This window comes from Maritimimonas sp. 2210JD6-3 (assembly GCF_056591795.1).
Window position 1 is genome coordinate 22667 of the sequence record NZ_JBWQOJ010000039.1, and the last position, 6839, is coordinate 29505.

The 6839-nt window shown below is 29.4% G+C and carries 6 protein-coding genes; all 6 read right to left on the minus strand.

What is annotated here, in order from left to right; all coding sequences use genetic code 11:
* Positions 1-3: 3 nt before the first annotated feature.
* The gene (locus AC1EUY_RS13600) at positions 4-1314 is read right to left on the minus strand and encodes a DUF4910 domain-containing protein (RefSeq protein WP_480196091.1); all 1311 of its coding nucleotides are present in this window, start codon (positions 1312-1314) and stop codon (positions 4-6) included.
* Positions 1314-2144: a hypothetical protein gene (locus tag AC1EUY_RS13605; RefSeq protein WP_480196092.1), complete on the minus strand. Its 831-nt coding sequence runs from the start codon at positions 2142-2144 to the stop codon at positions 1314-1316. Before AC1EUY_RS13605 ends, AC1EUY_RS13600 begins: the two co-directional genes overlap by 1 nt.
* A gap of 22 nt (positions 2145-2166) precedes the next feature.
* Positions 2167-3237 carry a glycosyltransferase family 4 protein gene (locus AC1EUY_RS13610; protein WP_480196093.1) on the minus strand — a complete coding sequence of 357 codons (1071 nt, stop codon included), beginning with the start codon at positions 3235-3237 and terminating at the stop codon, positions 2167-2169.
* A gap of 18 nt (positions 3238-3255) precedes the next feature.
* On the minus strand, positions 3256-4227 hold the full coding sequence (locus AC1EUY_RS13615; RefSeq protein ID WP_480196094.1) for a Gfo/Idh/MocA family protein: 972 nt from the start codon (positions 4225-4227) through the stop codon (positions 3256-3258).
* A gap of 290 nt (positions 4228-4517) precedes the next feature.
* Positions 4518-5747 (minus strand): PIG-L deacetylase family protein, encoded by a 1230-nt coding sequence (locus tag AC1EUY_RS13620; RefSeq protein ID WP_480196095.1) that lies wholly within the window; start codon positions 5745-5747, stop codon positions 4518-4520.
* A 295-nt stretch (positions 5748-6042) separates the two neighbouring features.
* Positions 6043-6839: T9SS type A sorting domain-containing protein (locus AC1EUY_RS13625; protein WP_480196096.1), on the minus strand; the 797-nt coding region annotated here is incomplete at its 5' end.

Below are 6839 nucleotides of genomic sequence, written 5' to 3' on the forward strand. Positions count from 1 at the left end.
AACTCATTTTTGTCTTACTAAATTAACTTCTAAAAGTTCTTTAGTTGCTTTTAAAATTAGGTTAAAATTTAGTTTTGCTTTTTTAGATATATCTACTAATGAATTCTTACCATCAGATTGATTAAGAACCCATAAAAGTGCCATTTGAAAATCTTTTGTCTCACTTTGCCCCCCTATACTTTTAAACAATCCTCTCCTACCAAGTTGAGGTTCTCCTTTTGGGTTTTGATTAATATAAACATTATTATTTTCTATAACATTGCTTATTGCTAGTAACATTTCTAAAGATTCTACCAACTTTTCTTTCTCAATAAAATTCAGATTATCTGCAGAGGTGTGGTATTCAACAAATTCTCCATGTAATGCTCTTGATAATCTACCAACAGGTAGATCGTAGCCAGGAGAACAATATTGACGTTCATCGTACCCATAAGGAGAAAAGTCTAAAATTCCATAATCATCATAGAGCTCATTCAAGCAAAATTCTACTATTGTATCTATCTCACAATTTCCGTTTCTACTTCTCTTATAATTGAATTTACTTTTATCACCTAATAAACTCAATACCAAACCATGTTTAATGTTATTTAATTTTTGTTCATTTAGACTCAACCAGGTGATAGAGCCAATGGTAACAGGTACAAATAAAAATCTGTACGAATATTTTAGTTTTTCCTTATTCAAATTGAGTACTTGAGCAAAGTAAGTAGCCACAGCAATACCTGATAAATTATCATTCGCTAATGAAGGATGACATATATGGGTTGAGATCAATACTTCTTTTTCTGAGCTCCCCTTGATAAACATTTCTCCGTAAGACAAGTGTCCTTCATCTAAAGAAGAATCGATCATTACCTCGTAGGTATCATCATTCAATTCTTGTAATTGATTGTAACTCATACAAAAACCCCATTGTTGTTGATGATATGAAGTTCTATACGGAATTAGATCTGGTGTATCTTTTAAGCTATAAATATGTTCGTTTAGTTCTTTTAGACTTACTTTTTTATGTACTGGAGCACTATAGTTAAGAACATGAAGGTTGCATTGACCAAAATCAATAATTTTATCGCCTTCACTATTTTTTATCCATGCTTCTGAAATATTCCATTCTAATGGTACTTCCCAGTCTAAAACTTTAGTTTTTGAAGGGATTTCATGAACTTCAATAGGAACTATTTTAGAAATTATTGCTAATGTTTCTCTCACTCCATCGCCAGTAATACTTCTACAAATAGGATACATCTCTGCTATGAGTGAAAACATATCGGTACCTAGTGTACGGTCTAGTTCTATCTTATGAAAGCCATTCATTAACTAAGTCTAAATAGTTTAATTTTAACATATAATAGTACGACACTCAAAAAAGATCGGAGTGTAGAAATAGGTGACATCAATACAGCCTTTTTCGAATCAATCCTAGATTGTTTTGCGAATTCAGGAGTGACAAAACCTCTAATAGAAAAATCTATTTCAATATCATTTTTTTCAAATAGTTCTTTAACTGGATTTGCCCACTTACCTTTAAATAAGGTTCCGCTTTGTCTACAATCATAAAATTCACCGTTCTTCTCAACATATTCTTTCGAAACACAATAAAATCCATGTGAATAAATCCAAGATCTATAGTCTCCAACGCGTTCAGACATAAAAGGTGTTTCAAAATTAACTACATATTTCATCAATATATCTCTCTTCCAAAGTGCAGGCAAGTATAAAAATCTAAGTTTAGTTTTTGCCTCTATCTCATCTAATCCGCTGTATTTAGATGTCTTCACTTTAGTTCTATCGAATGTAGATAACATTCTTATGTGATGTATCTCGTTTTCATTCTTTATTAACGATAAATAGTGTTCGAATAGCTCTTTATTCATAGGTGATCTTAATACCATATCTTCAGCTAGCACAAAAACTAAATCGTATTTGGCATATTGCAATGATAATTTTAGCCTTTTACTCCAAGAAGTTCTAGCGCCATTTTTCAATACTTTAATATTTAAACCCTCATAAGTAAAGTCTTTGGTGTTAGTACTTAATAAAAGTTCATATTCTTTTTTATTTGGAAAGTTTTTTTTAAAAAATTTAAAGAATGGAATCCAACAATCAGAATATCCATCAGAAGATAAAACTATAATAGATAACACCTATAAATACTTTTTTAATCGATTATGAATTTATACAAAACTCATAAATACGGTTCCCTATACATTCAATTTTATATTGTTCAGCATCAATTTTTGCTTGTTTAGAAAAACGATCTCTTAACCCTTCATCTAGTATTAATTCTCTTAATTTATCTCGCATTGCTGTTACATCTCTAACAGGAATTAAAAAACCGTTATGATTGTTATTAATTATGTGTCTCGGACCAACATCACAATCAAAACTAACTATGGGAAGTCCTGCTGCCATTGCTTCTGTAAGTGCTATTCCCCAAGACTCAGAAACAGAAGAGAAGGCAAAAATTGATGCTCTATTTAACCACGAATCTACATCTGTTGTCGCACCCGGTAGCAATACTCTTTGTTCTAAATTTAACTTTTTAACCTGCTGTTCAAGTTCATTTTTTAATCCTCCATCTCCTAAAATAACTAATTTCCATTCAGGAAAATCTAAATCAGCAAAAGCATTAATTAGGTATTTTTGACCTTTATCTGTTACTAATCTGCCTACATTAATAATTATCTTTTCCTTTTTAATTTCTTCAACTAATTTAATTTTTTTAACTGGATTTGGGATAACAGTAATATTTTTATTTTTACTTTCCTTGTAAATAATTTCTTTAGCAACTTGCGTCAATGCAATTACTCCATTTGCTCTCTTATAAAAAACTTTTCTTAAAAATGTTTCTAATTTGCTTCGTTTTCTATAAGGGCTCATTATATCATTAACAAATATCTTTGTTTTTAAATATTGCGTAGCTGCGATCGTAAGAATATTAGTGGTACTTAAAATACTTAGTACAAATTCTGGTTGTATTTCTTTTATTTTGTTTCTTAACTTAAAAAATGTATTTATACCATTTTTTATCTTATTAATTTTAGTTTTTTCACCTTCATTTAAATAACTTAAAGTACATAGTTTTACCCTATCTGAAAGCACATATGTTGCTTCTTCTGATCTAAGCATTATAATGGTAACTTTATGATTTAATACTGCCCAATAGTTAGCCAATTCTGTAATAAACCTTTCACCGCCGCCATGTTCTAACGTAGGAGTTACAAGTACAATTTTCATGGTCAAACATTATTTATGTTAACTATTTGAAAAAGGATGTTTCGATTGAGTTTCTTTTGCCATTGGATGATAATCACCAACTAGTGGTTTTAAATCTGCAGTTCTAATACTTTGTACTATTTCAACAGCTTGTTTTGCATCTTCTAACCCAAATCCCTCTCCTTTAAGTATTTTTTTGTAGCTTTCGGTATGTAATTCTGTAAATCCTCCACTAAACTCTATTTCTTCACCCTCTACTGTTATTGACCTATATGTTCTTTGTCCTTTTTTCTTAACTTCTTCTGGTAAAAGGTCATAGTTAATTGATAAAAACCAACGAACTCTTGCCTTTTCAAACTCGAAATAACCACTTGCTCTATCATGAGAGTGTTTATGAACTATACTGTTTTTTATAGGTCCAAAAATCCATGACAGCATATCATAGAAATGTACACCTATGTTTGTTGCTATACCACCAGATTTTGATACATCACCCTTCCAAGAAGTATAGTACCAATGCCCTCTAGATGTTAAGTATGTAAGATCAATATCATAAATTTTGTCTTTCGGACCTGTATCAACTTTTTCTTTGAGTTTTTTTATACTTTCATGCAATCTTAATTGCAGTATTGAATATACTTTTTTACCTGTTGTAGTTTCTATATCTTTCAGAGCGTCTATATTCCATGGGTTTAATACAAGAGGTTTCTCACAAATAGCATGTGCACCTCTTCGCAATGCTGATCGTATATGCGCATCGTGTAAATAATTAGGAGTACAAATACTCATATAATCTAAATTGATAGATTTATCTCTTTTAAGTTTTTCAATATGTCTATCAAAACGTTCAAATTCCACGAAAAAATCAGCATCTGGGAAATAGCTATCCATAATTCCAACTGAATCAAATTTATCTAAAGCTGCAATTAAATTATTTCCAGTATCTTTTATTGCTTTTAAATGCCTTGGGGCTATATAACCAGCGGCTCCTATAAGTGCAAAATTTTCCATATTATTTTATTTATAATCTACTTATTTAAAAGTTCAATATTTACAAGACTTTACCATAGCTATCTACATATTATAATAATATCTAAATAATTACTTTAAACGCAATTATTAACGAAATAAATTAATGTATATTTTAAAAACTAAAATTCTTTACAACTAGAGATTTACTTTTTTAATCTAATAAAAAGATGGATATGACCCCAAAGAAGATAAAAACATTAATTTCTTTTTCAATAACAAACAAAAATAACATTAATATTTATATCATCTTAAAAGTGATTAGGTAAAATTTAAAAATCAGTTTCATCTATTTCTCCAATTAACTTATTCATTTTATTTTTATCGTAAATTTCTATAATAGGTACAACAAAAAATAACTCATTACTTCTAACAGAGCGTCTAAAATAATCTTTCTCTTTACCTAATATTTTTCTATTAAAAACTAATCCAGATTCTTTTAATAAAGAACTTGAAAACCGCCACTCAGTATCCATTCTCAAGTCATTCATAGATTCTAATGCAAGGATTTTCTCTTTTTGTAATGGTTTATCTAAGCTGCTAGAATAAATAGAATTGTAATAAATATTATCCTTAAACTTTGGAGGAAGAGAGACAATACTACCGATTTCACCAAAAGGATAATAATCATTCATGAAATGGTTCGTGTATAGAAATAAAGAGCCTTTTTTAATATTTAACTCTTTTAAAGCTTGACATAATGCCCTTGTAGAATATTGATGATCAGTGTGTTCATCAATATCAGGATGAGGAGTAACAATTACATCTGGTTCAAAGTTTTTTATTACACACTTTATATTCTGCACTAAGGATGTCCAGTTAGACGAACCTTCAATACAAGGTTGTAAATTAGATAAATTTAAATTCTGATATGAATTCCTTCTCAAACTATCTACAAATATAGAGTTAACAGTTGATGGATCTCTTTCATACATTTGCTTTAGTGTGCTATCAAAAAATCCTAGATTTAAAATATTATTTTTAGAAACACCCGCTAATAAAGGCACAGTAATACTGTTCCATGTTCTTAACTTACCTTTTATATAATAATGTTGTACTGAATCTTGATAGATTTCATCATATTTAAAATCTCCTGCATCACCTGAAGTAATTGTTAAAACAAATACATTTTTACTATGTTTTGAATATAAACCATAAGAAGCAATTTCAGCATCATCGGGGTGAGGTGACAAAATAAGTATTTTTGAATCTTCTAAGCTTATATCCTTAAAAGCAATTAATTCAATTTTTTGATCAATAGTCTTCACCCCCTTACCTATAAGCTTAATGTTACTAGAGTTCGCTCGCGTAAAAGCACTTATATTCAAATATCGATATCCATCTGCATTTATTTCGAATGCCTGATCTAACTGAACATCTTTACTCTTAATTGTAATTTTTGGTTCAAAAACTTTACCGTAAAGAGATGTGGTTACTTTAATTTTTATGAAAGAAGTAGAAGAAGGTAAATTGTCGGGTAATCTAATTTCGTTATTTTTCAAACTTAATTTTAAAATTTCACTATTATTTGATCTCTCAAAATAATATTGATAATCTTGTTTAGTAGTATAGTTATAAACCGATCTTCTATAATTTATTAATATTAGAGTTAGAGCTAAAAATAAAACTAGAAGGAAAATAATAAGATATGCTCCTATTTTTCTTCTAGTTTTATTCTTTAATAAAAACATTAAATACTTTAAATTTTATGAATCCAAATATATGATTTTACTACATAAAAAAGAGCATATTTTAAATGCTCCTTAAATTCTTCTTATTTAAAGAATACTTCTCTTATTAATTTATTATCAATTTTTTAACATCACTAGCACCTTCATTAGTTAGCTGAACAATATAAATTCCCGATGAAAGTTTTGAAAGATCCATCTTATATGAAAACTCTTTTAAGGAACTTTTATTACTAATATTATCTTGAAATACCCTAGAACCATTAATATTAAAAACAGTAATATTGGTAGTATTATTATATCCTGAAAGATCAACCGTTAAATCTCCCTCACTCGGATTGGGGTAAATTTTAAATTCTTTATTTAAAAGTGACGATTCGCACGTATTATCAATATAAACTGTAACGTACGCAATCGTATATTCATCTCCATTATAAACCCTTACAGAATATATGGTAGAATCATCAGGTATTACTTTTATACTTGACGTTTGCTCTTCAGTACTCCAAACATACTTATCTCCTCCTGATGCAGTTAACACTACTTCTTGACCTTTACATACAGTAATATCCTCACCTGCACTTGCTGTGATAACATTTACGTCTGAAGTAGAGTCTGAGACTGAAACAGTTATTTTATCCTCTATTCTACAACCTTCATCATTAGTTAAACTCACTATAAAAGTAGTTGTAGTTTCTGGTGAAACTTCTATATCGGATGACGTTTCACCTGTATTCCAAAGAAAAGACCCTTCTCCATAAGCTGATAACGTAACTTTTTCCCCTCTTTCTATAGTTACATTACCGCTTGTAGATAAATCAGGTTTATAATTTACAGTAACAATAACCTCATCTGTAGCATCTGTACTACATGAATTACTTGCCGTAACCGTATAAGTAGTCGTTG

Coding starts and splice junctions, on each gene's coding strand:
- AC1EUY_RS13600 (WP_480196091.1), bottom strand. CDS start 1,314: ATGAATGGCTTTCATAAGATAGAACTAGACCGTACACTAGGTACCGAT.
- AC1EUY_RS13610 (WP_480196093.1), bottom strand. CDS start 3,237: ATGAAAATTGTACTTGTAACTCCTACGTTAGAACATGGCGGCGGTGAA.
- AC1EUY_RS13615 (WP_480196094.1), bottom strand. CDS start 4,227: ATGGAAAATTTTGCACTTATAGGAGCCGCTGGTTATATAGCCCCAAGG.